The 21996-nt window shown below is 46.7% G+C and carries 11 protein-coding genes and 1 tRNA gene; all 12 read left to right on the forward strand.

Translation table 11 applies throughout. The features are described 5' to 3' along the window. The first annotated feature begins 211 nt into the window (after nucleotides 1-211). Nucleotides 212-1234, forward strand: coding sequence for a uroporphyrinogen decarboxylase family protein (locus tag KQI32_RS11590; protein WP_216425408.1), 1023 nt, complete (start codon nucleotides 212-214; stop codon nucleotides 1232-1234). 112 nt (nucleotides 1235-1346) lie between these two features. Beyond that, nucleotides 1347-11276: an immunoglobulin-like domain-containing protein gene (locus tag KQI32_RS11595; protein ID WP_216425416.1), complete on the forward strand. Its 9930-nt coding sequence runs from the start codon at nucleotides 1347-1349 to the stop codon at nucleotides 11274-11276. Nucleotides 11277-11361: 85 nt separating this feature from the next. Next, nucleotides 11362-12945, forward strand: coding sequence for an extracellular solute-binding protein (locus KQI32_RS11600; RefSeq protein ID WP_216425419.1), 1584 nt, complete (start codon nucleotides 11362-11364; stop codon nucleotides 12943-12945). A gap of 124 nt (nucleotides 12946-13069) precedes the next feature. Continuing rightward, nucleotides 13070-14290 carry an aminotransferase class III-fold pyridoxal phosphate-dependent enzyme gene (locus KQI32_RS11605; RefSeq protein ID WP_216425428.1) on the forward strand — a complete coding sequence of 407 codons (1221 nt, stop codon included), beginning with the start codon at nucleotides 13070-13072 and terminating at the stop codon, nucleotides 14288-14290. A 55-nt stretch (nucleotides 14291-14345) separates the two neighbouring features. After that, nucleotides 14346-15335, forward strand: a complete 990-nt coding sequence (locus tag KQI32_RS11610) for an SGNH/GDSL hydrolase family protein (RefSeq protein ID WP_216425429.1) — start codon at nucleotides 14346-14348, stop codon at nucleotides 15333-15335. 117 nt (nucleotides 15336-15452) lie between these two features. Further along, complete coding sequence (locus KQI32_RS11615; RefSeq protein WP_216425436.1) at nucleotides 15453-16808, forward strand: neutral/alkaline non-lysosomal ceramidase N-terminal domain-containing protein; 1356 nt, start codon at nucleotides 15453-15455, stop codon at nucleotides 16806-16808. Next, nucleotides 16805-17740: an N-acetylglucosamine kinase gene (locus KQI32_RS11620; protein WP_177692100.1), complete on the forward strand. Its 936-nt coding sequence runs from the start codon at nucleotides 16805-16807 to the stop codon at nucleotides 17738-17740. Before KQI32_RS11615 ends, KQI32_RS11620 begins: the two co-directional genes overlap by 4 nt. Next, nucleotides 17740-18474 (forward strand): SIS domain-containing protein, encoded by a 735-nt coding sequence (locus KQI32_RS11625; RefSeq protein ID WP_216425438.1) that lies wholly within the window; start codon nucleotides 17740-17742, stop codon nucleotides 18472-18474. Before KQI32_RS11620 ends, KQI32_RS11625 begins: the two co-directional genes overlap by 1 nt. A gap of 127 nt (nucleotides 18475-18601) precedes the next feature. Further along, a complete protein-coding gene (locus KQI32_RS11630) occupies nucleotides 18602-19405 on the forward strand; it encodes an alpha/beta hydrolase (RefSeq protein ID WP_177692098.1) in 804 nt (267 codons plus the stop codon). 228 nt (nucleotides 19406-19633) lie between these two features. Further along, nucleotides 19634-19710, forward strand: a tRNA-Pro gene (locus KQI32_RS11635). A gap of 877 nt (nucleotides 19711-20587) precedes the next feature. Beyond that, nucleotides 20588-20959 (forward strand): hypothetical protein, encoded by a 372-nt coding sequence (locus tag KQI32_RS11640; protein WP_216425440.1) that lies wholly within the window; start codon nucleotides 20588-20590, stop codon nucleotides 20957-20959. Nucleotides 20960-21256: 297 nt separating this feature from the next. After that, nucleotides 21257-21996, forward strand: a 740-nt coding sequence (locus KQI32_RS11645) for a hypothetical protein (protein WP_216425442.1), incomplete at its 3' end; no start/stop codon positions are given.

Here is a 21996-nt window from a genome sequence, read left to right on the forward strand (position 1 = left end):
CGACCTGTTCTCGACGGAGGAAGTTGGCTATGAGAAAGCCACAGAGCTGTTTGTGTGCAAGAAGAAGTTCGACGTCAAAGGGATTATTGCGGTGAAATAGTCCGATAACTTGTGGGGGCGTTTTTTCAGCGGGAGGGGTTGCCCCTCCTGCTGGGAACGTTGACGAGAATATCACTGTTTCACTGAGTAAACCATAGAAAGGCATTGAAATATGAATGGAAAAGAACGGATACAGAAAGTGTTAAACGGCGAGATGCCAGACAGGACACCTGTTATGTTGCACAATTTTCTCATGGCAATCAGAGAAAACGGTTATACGGTGGAGCAATACAGGAAAGAGCCTAAAATCATAGCGGAGGTTTTTGAAAAAACAGTTTACAAGTATGATGTGGATGGCATTTTGCTGGATATGGACACAGCACTTCTCTCCTCGTTGGTCGGAGTGGAAACCGACTATCCGGCAGATGAACCGGCGAGGAACCATGCCGGTCTCATACAATCTCTTGACGAGGTGGAACATTTAAAGGAGGTTGATTTTTCGGTTTCCCGCGCGATGGTTTATTTGGAGGCGGCACAGCGGCTTGTGGAGAAAATCGGAAAAGATATTTATATAAGAGGCAACTGTGATCAAGCGGCATTCTCACTCGCTGGCTTAATCCGGGGCACGGAAGATTTCCTGGTTGACATTTTAACAGAGGAGGAAGAGAAGGTCAGGGCATTGCTCGAATATGCCTCCAGGGTAACCTGCAGTTTTATGTCATTGATGGCGGAAACAGGAGTCGATATGCTGTCAAACGGAGACAGTTCCGCAGGGCCTGATATGGTGTCTCCAAGTATTTATAAAACGTTTGCATATCCATACGAGAAGCAAATTGTCCATCATTGCCATAAGCTGGGACTACCTTATTTGCTGCATATCTGCGGGGATACGACGGATATTTTAGATGAGATGGCTGATACCGGTGCGGATTGTTTGGAACTGGATTATAAAACCGATATACAGGCAATCCGGAAGGCCACAAAAGATAAGACAGTGTTTGTAGGAAATCTTGATCCCTCAGGCGTGATATGCATGGGAAGCAAGGAAACTGTTATCGAGAAAACAAAAGAACTTATGGAATCGCAAAAGAACAATCCAAGATTTATTTTTAATGCAGGCTGTGCCATTCCGGCAATTACACCAGCAGAAAACGTGATGGCTATGCTTGATGTTGTAAGAAATTATAGGGGATAATAATTCGGAATAGAAAAACGCGTTCAGAGCTGTTTTGAAAAAAGACAGTGCTGAGGGCTTTCTTTTCTGCACCCTAAATATCCAAAAATGGATGAAATAGATTGGAGGGAACATGATGAATTTGGTGAAAATAAGGAACCGCTCTCTGGCTTTGTTGCTGTCATTTTTGATGGTTTGCCCCAGTTGGCTGTTCCTGACCAATTTTGCAAAGGCGGCAACCACACCATTGTATCAGCGCAGCTTTGAGGAGGCGGATATCGTTGTAGGTGAACTGTCGGAAGGCTTTACAGCCAATGCAGTAGCGGTGCCGGATCCGATACCGGAACCTTATATTGCACCGGTGCGGGAAGTAGTGGACACACTGCCCGGTGTGCCGGACAATACCAACAAGTTTCTGCGCAATTCGGTGAAAAACTATGCCAGAACGACTAGTTCTGTCACCGCTGATATGGGCATGGCACATGAGGGCTATCTGGAATTTGTGGCGGATGTTTATATGGCGGGAGACGCCTATACCAAATGGTTTGATATTTTAAGCGCAGGAGAGGACGGCGCCGGGGCAAACCGTTTATTGCGGCTGGAGATGACAAGCAGCTCCGGCGGAAATGCGGTCAAAGCGGTTGTGTCGAACCATAAGGACGGCTCAAAGACAACTGTACTCGATGGCGTTGTAATACCGAAAAACACTTGGACAAAAGTACAGTTTATTTTGGATACAGAAGCCCGCATGGGAGCTTTGAAGATCGGTGAATCCGATCCGGTTGCACTGAGTATGGACTTGAATGAGGGAGCAGAACTGAAAATCGGCGGCTATGCAACCTCTGTATACTACCGTGCTGCCGCAGCCGCAGAAAGCTACTTCTTTTTGGATAATATCACATTGAACAGAGCCAATCAGGCGCCCGTTCTCAAAAATGCTATAGAAGATCAGAAGCTTCCCGTCGGACAGGAAGTAGTGATTGATCTTTCGGATGTGTTTGAGGAGCCCGAAGGGGAGACTTTGACCTATTCGGCAGAATTGGGAACTATTGAGGGAACAACCTATACCTATATTCCCTCCGAAGTGGGAACACAGACTGAGCGGATCACTGCATACGATCCGGAAAACGCAAGCGTAACGGCAAGCTTTTCCATCAAAGCAGAAAAAACCGATATTCTTTATCAGCAAAACTTTGAAAAGATAGCTGTCGGAGAATTGCCGGCGGGGTATACCGCAAACGAAATGAGCAATGCGGACACTGTTATTCCAGCGGTGCGTGCCGTTGCGGACGACAAGGTGAATGCTGCCGGGGAGCCTAACCGTTCCCTGCGCAACTCGGTGAAGAATACAGGAAGAAACACCAGCTCCATTACGGCTGATATGGGGAAGGCTCATGAGGGCTATCTGGAATTCAGCACAAAGCTTTTGATGGGCTCTGACGCATTCACCAGATGGTTTGACATTCTCAATGCCGGTGAGGACGGTGCGGGTGCCAACCGGGTGCTCCGTTTTGAATTCACCGCCGCTTCCGGAGCCAATGCGGTGAAAGTACTTGTGCCGAATCACAGAGAGGGTTCCAAAACCGTCACTCTGGACGGAATAACCGTTCCGAAGGATATCTGGACAGAGATCAGGATTGTGATTGATCAGCTGAGCAAAACCGCAAGCATCAAAGTCGGCGACAATGATCCGGTAGAGGTCAGCGTGGATTTAAAGGAGGAAACCCCTCTGAAAATAGGTGGCTTTGCAACCTCGGTGTATTACCGTGCGGCGACAGGGGCGCAGGGGTACTTCTATATTGATGATATTGTTTTAAAAGAGGCAAACCGTTTGCCGTCTGTAAAGAATCCTATTCTGAAGCAGAGCGCAACTGTCGGGGAAGAACTGACGGTTGATCTTAGTGATGTGTTTGAGGATTTAGACGATCCGGTTCTGGAAATGAGCGCTGTTCTGGGAACCGTGGAAGGGACAACCTATCGCTATACCCCCTCGGAGGAGGGAACCGTGACGGAAACGATCACGGCAACCGATACAAAAGGCGCCACTGTCTCTGCTTCGTTTGATATCGATATCATTGCGGCAGGCAGCGGCGTGATATATGAATCCGACTTTGAAGAGGATTCGGTTGACACGCTGCCGGAGGGCTGGACAGCGTCTGCAATTACAACGCCGAATCCCTTGCCGGATGGATATATTGCACCGGTGCGGGCTGTCACGGACGACGTTTTGAAAGAGGGACAGCCAAATAAAGCGCTGAAAAACTATGTGAAGAACTATGCGAGAACAACCAGTAATGTGATAAAGGATCTTGGAGAAACTCATACAGGGCTGATCTCTTTTGAAACAAATGTGTATACGATGGGAGATGCTTTCTCTAAAGGAATTTACTTTTTAAATTCGGGGAATGTTGTGACCAATGACTGGCTGCTCGCCATATTCTTTAATAATAGCAGCGGAAACTGTACGGTTTCCTATCAGGTACCCAATCATAAATCCAGCACCAGTGCGGTGACAGTGCCGGATTTGAAGATTGTCAAAAACACCTGGACACACATAAAGGTCGTGTTTGACACCGTAAATAAAACAGCGCAGCTTACGGTTGGTGACTATGATCCGATTTCCATTGATATGGATTTGAAGGATTCCACGCCCTATGAGCTGGGAGGCTTCTATTCTTATTTATACTATCGTGCAGCGACAGCTGCCGCCACACATTTATATCTGGATGATATTTGTATCAAAAAAGTGGTGGGCAACAATAATCCGGAAGTGAAAAATGCGGTTCAGAAGCAGACCGTCAAGGTCGGGACTGAACTTACTGTGAATCTCTCCGAAGTCTTCACCGATCCGGACGGAGACCGGATTGGAATCAGTGCGGACAAAGGAACGGTCAAAAACAATACATTTACTTATACGCCTCCAGTGACAGGGGAAGAGACGGTTACACTGACGGCAATTGACGGACAGGGCGGAAGCGTCACCCATCAATTTATTATCAATGTGACCGGAAACAATGCACCTTATGTCAACATGCCGATCTCGGACCAGTATATCAATCTGGGCGATGAGATTATCTTGGATTTGAGTGATACCTTTGCCGACATTGACGGCGGAACGCTGACCTACAGCAACGACAAAGGAACGATAGACGGAACCGTATTCCACTATACACCTGACCAGATCGGTTCGGAAATTGTCACGCTCAGTGCCGCCGATGTGGAGGGAGCGACTGCATCCTGTTCGTTTACCGTGATCGTCAACGATCCGAATGGAATGGACGCCATTATTTTAAAGGACGACTTTGAAGCGTCAGAGCCGAATAAGCTTCCTACTGACTGGCAGCTTAGCAACAATGCAGCTCTCCAGCCGGAAGGCTATATCTGGGCAGTGCAGGATGAGTTGAATCCCGAAAATCAGATGCTCAAGATTTGGCATTATGCAACCTCGGCCGGAACCATCAATGTGAAAAAACAGCTTCACGCTTCCTACAGCGGTGATTTTGAAGCTTCCTTTGATATGCGTTTCGGAAGCAACTCCACCAAACGGTATATGGAATTTTTGAATAACAAGGGGACTTTGGTTTTCGCGGTGGGAAATGAGAGCGACAAAAAGAATCTGTCGGTGAGAATCGGTGCCTCCACTACCATTGATGTGCCGACTGCTCCCTATGTAACCGATAAGTGGTACCATTTTGACGTGTCCTTCGATCAGAAAAACGCAAATGTCACCATTAAGATAGATGGAAAACCCATGGGAACCTTCGACTTAACCCTGTTTTCCAACAATCTTGATGATCTGAATCTGGGCGCATTGAATATGAGCTCTTATTATAGGGCGGCGACGAATCAAAACCACTACTTCGCGATTGACAATCTTCTCGTAACCGCGGATTTGGTGGTGGACGACAGAGATACCGAGATTGTAGAAAAGGACTTCAATGCATTCAGCTGGGACGCAGTTTCCAAAGAGCCTATTGACGCTGTGACAAAACCTCTTAACCTGCGGACTGTCGGCCCGTTCGGCAGTATTATCACCTGGCAGACCTCCAACAAAAATATCATATACAGCAACGGGATGGTGATCCGGCCGGAGGATGCAAACAAATCGGTAACGATAACAGCAACCTTCCAAAGCGGAAATGCAAAGAAAAAAATGTCTTTTGACGTCACGGTGCTTCAGGCTGTTCCCCAGGAATATCAATTAGAGTACTCTGATGACTATGAGAAGTATTCCCCTGGAGTCATTCCAGATGGATGGTATATGCCGCAGACCAGTAATGTCATGCATGAAAATTCCGGTATGGCCGTTGTCAGCGATCCGGAAAAAGCGGGAAACAAGGTTGTGAAACACACCAACGCACATATTGAAAACCAGACATATTCAGGGGTAACCATGAATTTGGATATGCCTCGAATCTATACAGGCGAAGTGGAGATAAGCTGGGATGTCTATTTTGAAACAAACCAGTATGACACCTTGTTCCGCGTATACAACAATGAGAACGCCATTGTCTTCTCTATCGGCGCTTCCAGCAGCTTCAAATACAATGTAAACCAGGTGGATACGATCATCAACGGAATTCCGTTTTCGGCTAAGAGATGGTATCATTTCCGCATTCTTTTGAATACAGACACAGGATATGTGTCCTGGTATATTGATGATCAGCTGGCGGCAGCTTTCCAGCCGACGGAGAATCTGTCCAAGAACTATTGCTTTAGCCGTCTGTCGATGTACAGCTGGGTTCGTCCAGTTATGGTCGGAGCGGCCTATATGGATAATCTAAAGGTACGGGATAACATCAGCCATAAGCTCGGGGAGGCACTTTCCGGGATTGATCTTTCCGCTGTATCCGCGGGAACCATTGTGGATTTTGGGATTCCGACATCAGGAAAATACAATGCGGATATCCGCTGGACCAGCGATGATGAATCCCATATCCGGATTGATCAGGCTGAAGGAAAAGCGATTGTCACAAGACCTTTGGCTTCTGAGAGTGACGCTTTGGTACAACTGACCGCAACAGCTACCATTAACGGCATATCGGATTCCAGAACATTTGATGTTCTGGTGAAACGTCAGCTCACTGACAAGGAAGCAATTGATCAGTACTTTGAAGAGCTTCAGTTTTCCGATATCTCCAATGAGCCTATCGATGCGGTAACCACCGATTTGGTTTTGATTGGGGAGGGAACCGAAAACGTAACGGTAAGTTGGAGTTCCGATAAGGAAAATTCCTTGAAAATCAGTGGACTGAACGGCATAGTGACCCGTTTGGAGAGCAATGAGGATGTCAAGCTGACTGCAACAATTGCAAGAGGACAGGAGTCTAGACAAAAGGTATTTCACCTTTCTGTTCTGCGGTTCCTGGGATTTAATATCGCTCAGGGCAGGGAAATTCTTTCCTACAGTACTGATACGCTGGCAGAGCCGGTTGAAAATCTGGTAGACGGCAATTTGGCCACTGTCTGGCGCTCGACTACCGGGGTGGACAGTACGCCCTATGCCGTGATCGATCTTGGAGTGAAACAGCCGGTTGACGGCGCTATGATCAGTCTGGACGACAATGTGAAATCCTATGTAATCTCGGCTTCCAACGATAACCTGAATTTCAAACAGATTGTGAAGAAGAACACTTCCGGCTTGTTTGACGATATAACAACTGCAGGGGAGCGTAAAACCCTCACACAGGATATCACTTTCTCACCGGTAGAGGCGCGTTATATTAAACTGGAGATTGAAAAAACAGCATACGAGGGAATGGGTGTCCGTGATCTGCAGCTGTTTAACAGCAGCTTGACAACGGAACAGGCACTCAACTATGCGAAGGAAATTCTGAAAATTCCGTACAGTGATAAAATAGAACAGGACATCTCCCTCCCAGCAGAGGGATCACACGGCACACGGATCACCTGGAGTTCATCCAATCCTTCCGTAGTATCCAGTGACGGGAAAGTGACCAGACCGCAGCAAAATACCGACGTGACGCTGACGGCGACCATATCCAGAGACGGAAAATCTGTCACGAAGCAGATCCCCGTTACCGTGATTGCGGCCGGTGTAACTTTACCGGAGAATTTGAATGATTTGAAGCCCATCAACAAGGACACCTCTGCTATGACGGACGAGGAGCTGTTTGGACTGTGGAAGCAAGACAAAAACCAGTGGGATATCGATTATTTGCCGAAACTGAATTATGAGTATAACGACCGTTTAAAGGAAATTGAAGGATATGTCAAGAAAGGGGACTATAATTCTGCCAAGAGCCTATTGGTTGCATACTATAAAGGCAGAGAGATTGACTCCAACGCCATTATCAGCTCCAAGGATTACATTCGAGCGGATCTGTATATCAACAACATTTTCTTCAATCCCAACAACATTCTGATAAATACCTTTACGGCACCCAGTGAATATAAGGAGATCAATGTTGACGTGTCTTCTTATGTGACCAAGCGCGGGAATTACGCAATGTATATCATGCAGAAGCTGAAGCATGAACCTCAGGCAGAATTTTATACCAAGGAAGCTGGCATTCATGCGGCAGAACTAACCGTTGTCATCAACAATACACCTAAGACCTATCCGGTCATCAAGGATACCTATGTTTCACCGGAACAAAATCTGAAAGAAAACTATGGTTCCGAGGAACGGATGTACGTCAAGGAAACGATGGATACGGATCAAGAGAATTCTGAGAGCGCATTTCCGAAAATATGGACAAAGGATACCAAGCGCAGCTATCTGCAGTTTGATTTGAATGACTTGTCCGAAAATGCCAAAATTCAGTCCGCTACACTGAAACTGTATGGAAAAGCGGACGGCGGCACCAGTGAAATGATCCTCTGGGGCGAAGGAAACAATGTGTGGGAGGAAGATGAATTCAGCTGGTATGACAGTTTAGCCACGACCTACTCCTGGAACGGGACAACGCCGGATTTCATGCATATGCCCAAGAATAAGGAAGAGGGGTCCGACTTCTCAACCTACATGATGATCACACGTGCTTCCTGGCTGAGTACACTCACCGGAATCTACAATGTAACCGGTGACGAATACTATGCTTATCATGCGATTCGCTTGATGAACAACTTTATTGACTCCACTAAAAACTATGTGGACTGCTATAATTTGCAGGATGCCGGTATCCGAGCCGGAACACTGGTTTACACCTTTGATATTTTGAGAAAATCGAAGCACCTGACCGATTTGGCGGCAATGTCAATGATCAAAAACCTGTTCCAAATGAACAAGGCTTTGACTTATGCCTACAACTTTGCCCCTGATCATAACCATGGTACGTTCGCTAACCGAGGATTGATGAGAACCACCCTTTTCTTGCCGGAAAGTGCCGAGTACGAAGAGAACAAAAGACTGTTTACCAGCCGGTGGAACTTACAGGCGCAGTATCTGATCAATGATGACGGAAGCTATCGGGAATCAAGTACCTCCTATGCACAAACCGTCGCTAACTCTTTCCTGGGAGTTATGGAGGACGCAGAGGCATACGGCTTCCGGCTGGAAAGTTATTTCACCGAACGGGTTGCAAAAATGATGGAGTGGCTTGGAAACGCACTTTTACCGGATGACAGCGATCCCGCTTTCGGAGACAGCGACGCTTCCACTAACCAAGTAACGGTATTAAAAGCCATAGATAATTATCTGGATTTGCCACAGGTACGATATATGTACACGCACGGGCTGGAGGGAACCTTCCCGGGATACACGTCAAAATATTATCCAGGCTCTAACCGCTATGTCATTATGCGGGACAATTATTCCAGACAGGCGATGATGGCTCAGACCAATCTGAGCATTGGTGACGGACGGAGTCATACTCATTTTGATAATCTGTCCATGATTGCCTTTGCATACGGAAAAACACTGTTGGTGGACAATGGACGTTTCAATTACAGTGGTACGGATATTGGCGATTGGCTCCGTTACAGCTCCGAGGCGCATAATATGATAACCATGAATGGGCTGACGCAAGGCATGGCTGGGGATACCCTGAATCATTTTTATACCAGTGACGCGTTTGACTATTTTATGGGCACGGCCAATTCCACCTCGGATAAAACCGGAAAATATCCGTGGAACCGGACGATTTTCTTCCCGAAATCAAAGCTGTGGATTGTCAATGACAGAGTTGTTCCACAGAATAGCAATGTAAATAACATTGAGCAGAACTGGCACTTCCTTCCGGAATCCTACTGGACCTATGATCAGGAAAACAACCAGGTGGAAACCCATTTTGAACAGGGAGCGAATATTGTAATCGCCCAGGTGGATAAACAAAATATGTCCCTGAATGAAAAAGCCGGCTATTATGCGCCCGGCGGCGGAAAGCTGTACAACACCAAATTCCCGGCATTTGCCCAGAACAAGGCGGGTACTGTAACCTATGATACCGTTTTATATCCGAAGAAAGCAGGGGATACCTCCAAGGTGGAGACCAGCAGAATCCCGCTAGATGTTGGAACGGATACAGCTACGGCCTTCAACGCGGATATCGTGGACGGCGGATCCAGACAAAACAATGTATACTATCAGTCCTATGCAGAACCGGTTGAGAGAGCCATCGGTGATTATCAGTATAACGGGCTTGCGATGTATATTGAAAATGACACAAAGGGGCAACTGTCCTCCGCATCTATTATCAAGGGCTCCAGCCTGAAAAAAAGGATGAACGGTCAGCTTGTCAGCCTCATACAGGCACCTGACACAGTAGATGATCTGAATGTCATCTATGACAACGGTACAATTGCAATGGATTCCGGCTCCCTGTCAATCAATGCGCTTAATGGCATATCGATTTATATGCCATCTGGCATACAAGGCATTTCTTTTAAGGGAATGCCCGTATCCTATCGTCAGGAGGGAGACCAGGCGGTTATCACAGTGACAAGTGAATCCGGCGATGGAAAGGTAGACGTCACAACAGATGAAAATGGACTTCAGAGCGGAACGACAACCGAAACCTATCAGCAGGCTGTCACATTCCGCGATGAGAACAGGGACTATTCCTCTGTATTGACGGTTGACAGCCAGACGGTGCTGAGCACGACAGATGCCTGGGACGGCAGTTTGCCAAAACAGGTTCTGGGAAGCAAGGCAAGTCTGAAAGTCGATGGAACGATCGTGGCGGATATTCAGATGGATTTACAGCAGTTGACATTCAATAAGCCGTATTCGATCCGATTGGAATACAATACTTCGCGCAATTTGGGATATATCAAGGATGGACGCTATAGTCGCAGGTTTATAGAGCTTCCGGATAATACATTTGAAACGGCGTCTGAAAAACTAGGACCGGATGAAGTTGGTATTTACCGTTCCAACGGTGTTGCAGAAATATTTGCAAAAAAACCGATTGAAATTGTTGTGACCACTCCAGTGCTGACACCTCCTAATAACAACGGCGGTGGTGGAGGCGGACCAGTAACGCCTACTACACCGCCCACCACGGAACCCACGACTCCGCCTACTACAGAGCCGACCAATCCGCCTACTACGGAACCGTCCAATGGGTTTGAGGACACCAAGGGACATTGGGCGGAAGAGGCTATCGATGAAATGCATAAGATTGGCGTTGTCAACGGGATTAGTGAGACAGAATTCTCGCCTGATACGGATGTGACACGGGCAGAATTTGCGGCGATGATTGCAAGACTTCTGGGACTGCAGAATGCGGACAGTAACTTTGCGGATGTGTCGTCAGACGCTTGGTACTATGGCTCTGTGGGAGCGGTAGCGCAGGCGAATATCATGATAGGCGCGGACGGAATGTTCCGGCCGGATGACAAGATCACCCGGGAGGAAATGACAAAAGTGTTGGTGGAAGCATACGCACAGAAGAAAGGCGCGGTCAGCGCAACGGAGGAAGAATTGGAGAAATTCACTGATAAGAACAGCATTTCTGATTGGGCGACATCCTATATGGCAGGCGCTGTGAAGCTGGGGTTGATCAGCGGTATGACCGAAACAACCATTGCACCGCAGGAGAATGCCACCAGGGCACAGGCGGCGATGATGTTCAAAAGGCTATATGATTTCATCAAGTAAACCAATCATCTATGTTCCATAAAAGGACTGGGGCGGCTGTTCATAGCCGCCCGCAGTCAACCTTGTGAAAGAGAGGAGAACAAAAATGAAAAAGATTATCGCATGTGTGGCTGCTGCCGCGATTGTAATGTCCTGTTTTTCTGCCTGTGGCCCGAATGCCGGGAAGACAACGGTAGAAACAAAAGTAGGTGAGATTAAAATTGGTTCCACTGGGGGATTAAAGCTGCCGCTGACAGATAAAAGCCCTGAAATGACAATGATTGTCGCATCCAATCAAACCGATTTTAATGATAAATATGCGGTTCAGAAGCTTCGGGAGCTGACTGGCATAAATCTGCAGATTAACGCTTACCCAGCCTCTACAATATTTGAGAAGGTTAAGGCGATCATCGCTTCCAAAAACATGCCTGATATCATTATGGGCGGCATCGGAAGCACCGATACAGCCAATGATATCGGAATGCAGGGAGCCCTTGCCCCGGTCAATGATTACATAGAGAAAATGCCGAATTTCAAGAGAACTTTTGTCGACAACAAAGAGAACAGCTGGATTTTCCAATCTTTCCAGGCTTCGGACGGAAACCTCTATACGGTGCCTTCCTATGACTGTGAAAGGCAGGTCAATCACGGTATGCTTTACAGAAAGGATATCTTTGATAAACATGGAATCAAGGAGTGGAACAGTGACACCGAGTTCTATGAAGCGATGAAAAAGCTGAAATCCATCTATCCCTCCTCCACTCCTTTTACCTCTAAAAACGGCGATTTGATTTTTAATAAGCTGTCCTTCAGCTGGGGGCTGAACGCAGGATTGCCTTACTATGACGAAACGTCAGGCGTGTGGAAGTTTTCGGATACGGATCCGGAGTTCAAAAATATGCTGGACTATTTGAGAAAGCTTTATGCGGAGGGTTTGATTGACCAGGAATTTCTGACGCTTACTCAAGCCGCATGGACATCTAAAATGACGCAGCAGGATAAAGCCTTTGCCACGTTTGACTGGATCGGAAGACTGGATATGTTCCAGGAACAGACTCGGAATACTTTGCCAGAGTATAATTTGAGATATGGAAATCCAATGGGGCCAAAACAAACTTATCAGGAATTGCCGAAGGTGGCTGAAGGTACCGCGGTGGTGGCCAAAAACGGACAGCCGGAGTTGAGTTTCCAGCTGATCGATTTTTTGATGAGCGATGCAGGCGCTGAGTTGATGACGATGGGGATTGAAGGGGAAACATATGTACTGGATGAGAATGGCATGGCGAAATATATAGAGTTCCCCGAGGATAAGAAAATTGGCATCAACGATTTGGAAGATAAATACGGCATGTTTGTGTCAGGTCTGGCAAAGCGGTTTGACCGCCGTTCCATCTATTTTAATTTCTCCGAAAGGGAGCAGGAAGCGCAGGACAAAGTGAAGGATAAGAGTAAGATCGAACCAGCGGATCCCAAACTGGCTTTCACTGCGGAGGAAAAAGAAATCATCACAAAATATATGCCCAATCTGACAAAGGCGGCCAAGGAATTCAATTCTCTGTATGTACTGGGAACCAAAACGGGTGACGCAGCCTGGAATGAATGGCTGGATAAAGCAAAATCACTGGGCGTTGACGAGGTTGTCAAGGCATACAATGATGCTCAGGCAAGATACGACGCGGCAAAGAAATAAATAAAATTATCCCAAAAGGAAGAAAATACAGCAAGATTTTCCCGGTAAAGTGTGATAAAATGTTCATACAGAGCAAGAAAAATAAACAGGCATAACAACAGTGCAAGAAGAAAGAAGGATTTTTATGCAGACGTCTGCACAGATTAAGCAGAGATTTGAAGAGTCGATTCCGTGGGGTTCCAGCACCTGTGCGAAAGTACCTCGTCAGGAATTCGAACCCTGCGCGATGAAATCAGGAAAGGGTTGCCGCACCTATGACGTGCTTGGAAACGACTATGTGGATTTCAAATGCGCGTTGGGACCGGTCACCTTAGGATACAGCTATGAGCCGTGCAACGAGGCGATCCGCAGACAGCTCGAAGATGGGATTGCTTTCTCCAACCCTCATATTCTGGAATGTGAGGTGGCGGAAAAACTGGTTGCCCATATCGGCTGTTTTGAGAAGGTCAGGTTCCTGAGAACCGGAGGGGAAGCCTGCGCCGCTGTCATCCGTATTGCCCGGGCGTATACCGGGAAAAATCATATCATACAGATTGGCTATAACGGATGGCTGAACGGCTTGGCGATCGGCGGAAAGGTTCTCCCCAATGTGAAAATTCAGCAGGCGGTTCCCGGTGTTCCCTTGGAGATCAGCGCTTTCTATCACGCGGCGAACTGGAATGACATGCAGGTCATAGCGGATTATTTTGAACAGTATAAGGATGATGTGGCGGCGATCATTGTATCTGCTGACTATGAGCATATGGCGGAGGGCAAAACCTTTTATCCGGCGTTGCGGAAAATCACCGAGGAGAATGGAGCGCTGCTGATGTATGACGAGATTGTCACAGGTTTCCGCATTGCTCTGGGTGGCGTCGGGGAATATTTCGGCGTGCAGCCCGATCTGGCGGTATTCAGCAAAGGGATGGGCAACGGCGTGGCTATCTCAGCTTACGGCGGGAAAAAGGAGATCATGGAAACCTGCGGTAGAAACGGAAAGGCATTTATTACCTCCACCTCGGGCGGAGAGACCATCGGACTCGCTTCCGTCAACGTGGTTATCGACACCTATCTGAAAGAGGATGTCGTCGGACATATGTGGAAAATGGGGAAAAAGATGTGGGACGGCGTAAACGCGCTGTTTGACAAACATCATATTCCTTTGGAATTCAGAGGCCTTTATCCCTGTCCGGCACTGTGCGAGGCGGATGAAAGCGCGGATAAAGGGCGGTTTATGAATCTTGCCTTTAAGCACGGCGTGGTTCTGTACGGCACTTCCTATGTCAACTTCAGCCATCAGGACAGCGATATCACAGAGGCACATAAAAGGCTGGAAGAGGCCTGTAAGGAATACATTCAGGAATAACAAAAGAGGGAGCCCTGATAAGCAGGGTTCCTTCTTCTGCTTTGGGAGGAAAAGAATGAAGCCTATCATAAAAACCAAGATATCTCACGCTTCTTCAGTGAAATGGTTCAGTGAGATCATATATGGCTGGCAGACTTGGGGAGAGCTTCCAAGCCGTTTCACGGAAAGACAGCTTGAAATTTACCGGGCATCCGCTCTTTCTTCCGTTCAAAATATCAATTGCTGTTCCGGCATGAGACTGGCTTTTGTGACAGCGGAACAAGAGATTTCCTTTTCGTTTCAATGCGGAAATTTTCTGAGGAGTCGGGTTCATTTTGATTTCTATGAAAACGGACAGTATACAGAAACCTGTTTTTTTCCGGATGATACAGCGTCAGGCAGAGTAATATACCGGAAAAAGAGCGAAGGAGAGACAAGGTTTGAAATCTATCTTCCCAACAGCTGCGATACCTGCTTATCGGATCTGTGGCTGGGGGAATGGAAACGGGTGGAAGCTCCCGTACGGAAATACATTGCATTCGGTGATTCCATCACTCAGGGATTGGATGCCGAACAGCCGTCCTTCACTTATCCAACCTTACTGGCCAAAAAAAAGCAACTGGATTTGTTGAATCAGGGGGTAGGCGGATATGTATTTGACAGCTGTGTGATTGAGAGAAATCCAGCCTTTCTTCCAGATATTATCACGGTGACATACGGCGTCAATGACTGTCTGCTGATCGGCATCGGGGAGAGGACATTTCACCGCACGGAACAGGAGGCAGGAGCTTTTCTGGAGACCCTGCAAAAAAGTTATCCCAAGGCACAGATCATTGTCCTCACGCCGATCCCCTGGAGCTGGGAAAGGAAACAGCTCCACCGGGAGAACATGAAGAAAATGCGCGGAATGCTCACATCTCTTGCGCAGGAGGCGGGATGCAGAGTGATAGATGGCAGGACGCTGGTTCCGCCGCAGCAAGAGTATTTCGCTTCGGACGGTGTTCATCCCAACAAAGCGGGTTTCTGTCATTATGCCGCTTGCCTTTGGGAACAGCTGGACGGATAAGTGAGGTCATAGGAAACGGCGTGCAATTATATATTTCAAAAAATAATGAGCGGAGTGAACTTGTTGTTTTTCAGAATAAAAAACTTTTGTATCAGGGCAGTAAGGAGGCAAGAAATTGTGATTTGCGGGATAGCTGAAAAGAAACTGCCATTGGCTCCCGGACTGGAACTCTGCGGCTATATCGGGCGTACACACGGTGCGGAGGGAACACGAGATCCGCTAAAAATTAAGGCTTTATATCTGGAGAATCAAACGGAAAAATTTCTGTTGATAAGCTGTGATTTGCTTGGAATGGAGCGTGTCCTCACCGATAAGGCCGCCATGGCAATCGAACAGAAAACCGGAATTCCGAAAGAAAAAATCATTATTTGCTGCACCCATACTCATTCTGCTCCGGCGGCTATTTATCTGGCAGGATGCGGGGAAAAGAATCCGGATTTTCTGACGGTTTTGCACCGGACGATCCTCGATGCAGCCGTCCGGGCTGTGGAAAGCAGAAAACCGGCCGAGTTATTTTTTTCTGCGGGAAAGACCGAAATAGCGGTGAATCGGGTGCTTTCTCAGATGTGGGGGAGCGATCAGACGGAAAACTGGGAGGTGCGCAACTGGGATGAGGAGGACTGTAGAGAAGAACTTTGCAATGTCAGCGAACTTAGAAAGACATCTTTGAAAGAGGTGGATGATGAACTGTTGGTTCTTCAACTGATGGACGGAAACGAACGGATGGGCTTGGTGGTGAACTTGGCCTGTCATCCCGTGACCTTTGAGCCGAACCATTACTGTTACAGCGCAGACTTTTTTGGGGAAGCGGAGAAGAAAATCCAGAAGAAGCTCGGCAAAAACATTCCGGTGCTGTTTCTGAATGGCTGCTGTGGCGATTTGAATCCCCGGGAAAGAGGAGGAGAGCAGGGGGCTGTTTCCATCGGACACATGCTTGCCAAAGACGTGTTGCAGGCGATTGATATGCGTCAGCCGGTTTCGGAAAATCTGAAGCTTTCCAATCTGACAGTTGAAGTACCGCTGGACATCGGGTTTGATCGGGAAAGTCTGAAACGGAGAATTTCGGTTTATCAGGATGGAATTGAGCGGGAGACAGGACTCGCCGGAATGATATACAGCGTGTATCTGAACTGGGGCAGGGAGATGATGCGTCATCTGGAGAACGGCACGCTTCCCCGTCGGATCACCTCATCCGTCACGGTGGCTCAACTTGGCAGTCTCACAATGGTTTTCGTGCCTTTTGAACTCTTCACGGAGGTGGGTTTGCTGATCAAGCAATTGTACGGAGCAGGAAACACAATGGTGGTTGCCTATGCAAACGGGGAGGAGGGCTATTTTATCTCCGAGACACTTTACCCCTACGCAAAGTATGAGCGGCGGGAATCTTTTAAATTTACTCACAATCCGGGATCACCTGTGGCAAAAGCACAGACAATGCTTCTTGAAGCACTTAGAAAGGGTGAAAGAGGATGAGTCAATACTATATCGGTGTAGATGGAGGAGGAACCCACACAACGGTTCTGGTAACAGACAGCACTGGAAAAAGGATCTGTCTGGAGGAAGGGGACAGCCTTCATTATCATTCTTTGGGATATGAAACGGCACGCCGGAATTTATTTGATATACTCGACAGGATTTTTTCAAAGATTCCGGTATCCGGGATTGCATTTCTCTATATCGGTATGTCTGCTATTGAGTTTGAAGCAACGCAGGAGGAGATCGAACGCTTTTTGGGCGGCAGGCAGTTTTCTTTTCCAGTATGGATGCACACAGATGCCTATACAGCTTTGCTGGGGCATACACTCGGAAAGGCGGGAGCTATTCTGATAAGCGGCACCGGCTCCGTTGCCTACGGGATGGACGGGCAGGGAGAAGCCCGGGTATTTGGCGGATGGGGGCCGCTTCTCGGAGATGAGGGAAGTGCCTATGATCTTGGCAGGAGAGCTATTGGCTGTGCACTCCGATCTGCCGACGGAATCGAGGAGAGGACAATGCTTCTGGAGGAGATGAAGGATTATTTTCATCTCACATATCCTCGAGAGCTGTCCGAAAGGAACTTGACAAGGAAGCAGATTGCCGGTTTTGCTGTAAAGACGGCGCAGTGTGCCCTTCAAGGGGATCATGCCGCCATGAAGATAGTGGACAATGCCGTGGATTGTCTGGTCGATCTTGGAAAGGCAGCGGTAATCTTTTCGGGAGAAAAGGAACTTGGCATATACGGCGGGATGCTGCAGAACGATGGAATCGTGCGCCGCCGTTTTTTCGGAGCGGCGAAACAGAAAGGGATCCGAGTAACCTGTCCTCAGCTTCCGCCTCAGGCGGGAGCTATTCTGGCCGGCATGAAAAAACAGGGGATCCCCCTAAACGATATGTTTTTGCAGACAATAAAAGCGGAGGTAAGATAATGAGCGATCTAAACCAGTGGTTTCAGAAAGTGAATGAAATTGTAGAACGGTTTGAACAATCCCAGTGCGGGCAGCTGGAAAAAGCAGGTGTTCTGCTGGGACATTCTTTAAAAGACGGCGGAATGTTTTATGTGTTTGGAACTGGACATTCCCATATTCTTGCGGAGGAGGCTTTTTACCGGGCAGGCGGATTGGCAAGGGTAAGCCCCATTCTGGACACTGCCCTGATGCTTCATGAAGGAGCGGCGAAAAGCAGTGAACTGGAACGCTTGGAGGACTATGCTGCCCGCCTAATGGATTGTTATCCCTGCCGGGAGGGGGATGTGATTCTGATTGCTTCCAATTCCGGCAGGAATGCAGTTCCGATCGAGATGGCAATGGAAGCACGCAAAAGAGGCATGAAAGTGATTGCACTGACCAATTTAAGACAGAGCAAAAAGAGCACCTCCCGTCATTCCGGCGGAAAGAACTTGTGGGAATATGCGGATATCAATCTTGACAACTGCGGTGAGGAGGGCGACTGTGCTCTTATGCTGGAGGGGATAGGAAAAACAGCGCCGACCTCTACCATAATTGGTGCGATCGCCATCCACGGGATAACGACAGCGGCGATGGAGTGGATGCAAAAAGAGGGCAGTCTGCCCGAGGTGTTCTGCAGTGCGAATGTGGACGGCGGCGAGGAGAAAAACAAACAACTGCTTGCGAAATACCGGCATCATATTAAAAGTCTTTGAACCACACTTTATAACAGGATAGGAACGGTCATAAAAATAAAATGGAAAATCTTCTTTGATTGTGATATGATAAAGATATCGCAAGAAATGCAAAGGAAAATAATCGAAAAGAGGAGAAGAAGATATCATGTTCTATCAGCAAATTCCAATCCGTGTGCAGGGGCAGACAGCACAGCTGTCCACATACATTCTCTATAACTCTCCGGATATCGATAAGAGCAGGGTGCGCCCGTTGATTATCATCTCTCCCGGAGGCGGCTACCATTTCACATCCGACCGGGAAGCGGAACCGATTGCGATCCGGTTCAACGCGATGGGCTTTCATGCGATGGTTCTGCGCTATACGACGCCTTCCAGGTTTCCTGTTCCGGTTCTGCAGCTGGTTTCAGCCATACGATACGCCCGGGAGCATGCTGATGAATGGGGCGTCGATACCGACAAGATTATATTGTGCGGATTTTCAGCAGGAGGGCATTTGACGGCATGGGCGGGAAACCATTGGAATCATGATTATGTTCGGGAAGTTCTTCGGTCGGACAAAGAATTGCTGCGGCCCAATGGAATGATTCTCTCTTATCCAGTTATCACAAGCGGCATATTTGCTCATGAGGACAGTTTCCGCCAGCTCTTGCAGGAACAATATGAGGAAAAGAAAGAATTTATGTCAATGGAAAAACAGGTAAACAGGGATACACCCCCGGCTTTTCTTTGGCATACTGTGAAAGATGATGCGGTTCCTGCGGAAAACTCCATGCTGATGGCTTCCGCTTTGAGAAAGCAGAATATTTCTTTTGAACTCCATCTTTATCCAAACGGCTGTCATGGTCTCGCCCTGGCAAATGAGGAGACAAGATTTTCTGACGGCGGCGGAATTCAGGAAGAATGTCAGAATTGGATTCATCTTGCAGGAACTTGGATTAATAACTTGTAAGCAGAGACATAAAACAGCAGAAAAACGTTTTGAGACGGTTTCTGCTGTTTTTCTGCAAAGATATTTTCGATTCTATTTTGTCTTAAATGAAGGAGCTATATTTCACGAAAAAAGAAACGTATGATGGATAAAAAATAGTAAAACAATAAATAAAATACTTGACTTAATGATAAAATAGGTATATAATAAATTTGTTGCTCAGCGCAATTTCAATTACTGATAAAAGAACGGGAATTAGCGCAGTTTGGTAGCGCGCATCGTTCGGGACGATGAGGCCGCAGGTTCAAATCCTGTATTCCCGACCATCTGAAAACACCATTGCAATCCGAACCCTCATGGCTTGGATAACAATGGTGTTTTTGTTATAAATCCAGTATTTAAGTGGTTTTTCGAAGCCTTTTTTATTTTTGTGATCTGGACTAAAAAGAAAGAAAACGCAAATTTCAAGATGGAAAAATTGAAAGTGAATGTTTACGAACCTGTTAGTCTATTCACCTATTCTCGCATATCCTGTTGTCTTAAGGCGTATTCTCTCTCTTTCTGTTCAGGGGTCTTGTATTGCAGTTTTTATGCGGTCGCTTTGTATTATAGAAGATTATATACTTGTCTACCGTATCACGAAACTCCTTTTCCGATTTGTATTTTGTTCGGTATAGTTCCTCTCTTCATGGAAGAAAAGAATGGCTCCATAACGGAATTATCATACGGAACATAAGGTCGGAAGAAAGAATGGGCAATGTCTAAAGATTTCAAATAATCAGCCATTGTTTTGATGTGTAATTAGTCCCTCTGTCGGAATGAAAGATCGAATCGGCGGTTGGGGGCGTTCTTAAATATGTTTCCTGAAAAGTCGACTTAACGATCTTCGTGCTGTTTTTCTTTGCATTTAGAATACCAAGTGTTATCTTTCTTGTTACAGAAAATATGATTGTAAAATGTATATCTTGGGATATCCCGTGCATCGCAGATCATATGAACATTATATTTTCCATGCAACTGCTCGGCAGTATACAGCTTCTGCAAAGAAGATTTAACTATGCAAGTAATCGACCGTAATATTTCGATGATCCCCTCTTAACGAGCGACCTTATTTTCGAGCAAGCGAAAGTTGCGAATGTTAATGCTAAGACGATATTGAGAGATATTAATGATGACTGGTATAACATTAAGTACAAAGTAGTTATGGACAACGATAATATTGAAGTAATGTCCCCCGGCAAAAAAGCATTCGTACTGTTAAGGCTTTTAATTGATTTGGCAGAAAGCAAGTGTCCTATATTGATTGTTCAACCCGAAGATGACCTTGATAATAGGTCAGTATTTGATGAACTAATTCCATTTATTCGTCGCAAGAAAAAAGAAAGACAGATTATTGTTGTAACGCATAATGCTAATGTTGTGATTGGTGCCGATGCAGAAGAAATTATAATAGCAAATCAGACCCGCAGCAAATCCGAGAACAAGGAAAAACGAGTTGAATATTGGTCGAGATCAATCGAAAACGACAATCCTGAACAATCCCACATAGATATTTTTAAATATATTGAATTATAAAATGAATACATTCTGCTATTGGATGGGTCAGTCCTTGTAAATTTGAAATGCATAATTGCAATAACTCTTAACTTTGTGTACACTTTTTCTTGACATGACCAAATTTTTTCTTTGAAATATCGTCTAACTTTTTGGAATCACTTCACAAAATGTTCTGCGGTATTTTTGCGTGTTTATACAAATTTTTATGCGATAGTCCAACATTTTTTGTTTGTTATGGTATAATAAGTTTGCAGGGCAAACGCAATGAATGGCCGGTTTTATGAATATAAAATAATAATATGGGGGAAATCGATTATGAAAACAAAAAAAATCGTGTATATGGCACTTATATTTTGTATATTGGCGATACAATATCTGCCTGTAGCCGGGGCGGAACACCAGTCGTCAAAGCTGAACCAACTGGAGGTTGGAGAGACAGTGAATTTGGGCTATCCTATTGAGGACGCGCAGATTCTGGGTTGCAGCACGGTGGTTGATAAGAACGGGGACACCATTTTTTACGGTGTGACCTCGGGACCGCCGGCGCTTTTTTATGTGTATAACGTGGACGCCGATCAGGTTCTCGCCAGGCACTATCTGCAGGCGGAGCTGCCCTATGGAAACGGAACCTACAATTATACGGCGAAGGTGGCCTACGCGGTGGATGTTGGGACGGACGGGATTGTCAACATCGCCACCCAGTCCAATACACTGTTTTTCCGCTATGATCCAAAAACCGACGAACTGAAATGCTATGGCAGGATTGAACATGACGGGACAGCAGAGACCGCTGTGATGCACCAGGGTGTGTTTGACTCGGAGGGGAACTACTATTTCGGCACCTATCCCAACGCCATGCTGATCCGTTACAATGTGAAGACAGACAAGCTGGAACAGCTGGCAAAGAACCTGGTTGTAGGAGACTATGTGAAGGCCATGTCCATCTATGATGACAAAATTTATGCTGGCGCGTTTGGCTATCAGGACACCGGAACCGGCGCGATGATATGCAACTTTGTTGAGTATGATACCAAAACCGGCCAGGCGACAGAGAT

Source organism: Acetivibrio sp. MSJd-27, from assembly GCF_018918095.1.
Classification (GTDB): Bacteria; Bacillota; Clostridia; order UMGS1840; family HGM11507; genus HGM11507.